This is a genomic window from Alistipes sp. CAG:268, assembly GCA_000434235.1.
GTDB lineage: Bacteria > Bacteroidota > Bacteroidia > Bacteroidales > Rikenellaceae > Alistipes > Alistipes avistercoris.
In genome coordinates, this window is record FR892023.1 from 80,086 (window position 1) to 81,348 (window position 1,263).

Sequence of the window (1,263 nt, forward strand, 5' to 3'; positions counted from 1 at the left end):
ACCTTCCTGGTGAACCACGAGATCGACAAGGGGGCCATTCTGGGGCAGATCAAGGTGCCGATTCTCGACGAGGACAACGTGGGAACGCTCTACGAAAAGCTGATGACGGTAGGCACCGGGCTCGTACTGGAGACGGTAGACCGCATTGCGGCGGGAGACATCACCCCCACTGTGCAGGAAAACGCCGACGAGGCGACGCTGCATCCGGCCCCCAAGATATTCAAGGAGGACTGCCGGATCGACTGGCATCGCGAAGGCCGCCGGATCATCGACTTCATCCGCGGCCTGTCGCCCTATCCGGCGGCCTGGACGGGGATGTTCCGCGACGGATCGGACGAGATGCAGACGGCCAAGATCTTTGCGGCGACATTCGAGGAGGCTGTGCACGGGGCGCCCTGCGGCACGGTCGAGAGCGACGGGCGCACCTTCATCCGCGTCGCGTGCAGCGACGGATGGATCGTCCTCGGCGAATTGCAGATTGCCGGAAAAAAACGCCTCGCGGTGCGCGAGCTCCTGCTGGGCTGGCGCGACGTGCTGCAATACCGTTTCGAATAGGGGAGCGGGCAAGACCCGCAGTCGGCCTCCGGCATTCCGGAGGCCGACTGCATTTTACCGGCTTCACGGAAACGGCCGCAACGCCCGGAGTTTCCGGTTTCACGGAAACGGCCGCAACGCCCGGAGTTTCCGGATTTTTCGTATCTTTGCCCCGTCAATCGGACCAAACCCCATCAAAACCCATGAAATCCGACCTGTCATCGGCAGGGACCTCCGCATCGATAACCCGAACGACGAAAAAGAGGTACCGAGTCGCAGTCTATCTCGCCCTTACCGCCGCATTCTTCCTCTCGCTCACGGCCATGAATACCGTGTGGGAACTCTATGGATTCAACGGCCTGAAATCACAAATTCACCGGTTGGCGGACGCCATGCTGCTGGCCCTTCCCGCATGGGGTTTGCGGAAAAAGCGGTGGCTCTTTCCGTGGATCGCCGTCGTGACGCTCTACCTGCTCTCCAACGTCTGGTACTACCGCAATTACGGAACATTCATGCCGCTGACCTCCTACCTGATGGTCTACAACCTGCCGACGATCGGCCGCAGCCTGTGGCTCTCGCTCCGCGCGACCGACCTGTTGCTGCTGTTGCCGCCGCTGCTCTTCATGGGATGGTATGCCGGAATCGACTGCCGCCGGAGCACTCCGCAAGGAGGGGGGGGGAGATGTTTCCGGATCCGCGCCGCAGCAATCGGCCTGTTTGCCGCAACAC

The 1,263-nt window shown here is 61.7% G+C and carries 1 protein-coding gene and 1 pseudogene; both read left to right on the forward strand.

Annotation, left to right across the window (positions count from 1 at the left end):
- Positions 1 to 555 (forward strand): methionyl-tRNA formyltransferase (locus QZL63_RS10985; RefSeq protein WP_369677309.1); only part of this gene is annotated, 555 nt, incomplete at its 5' end.
- A gap of 182 nt (positions 556 to 737) precedes the next feature.
- Positions 738 to 1,263: pseudogene (locus QZL63_RS10990) on the forward strand (hypothetical protein); the annotation flags it as partial.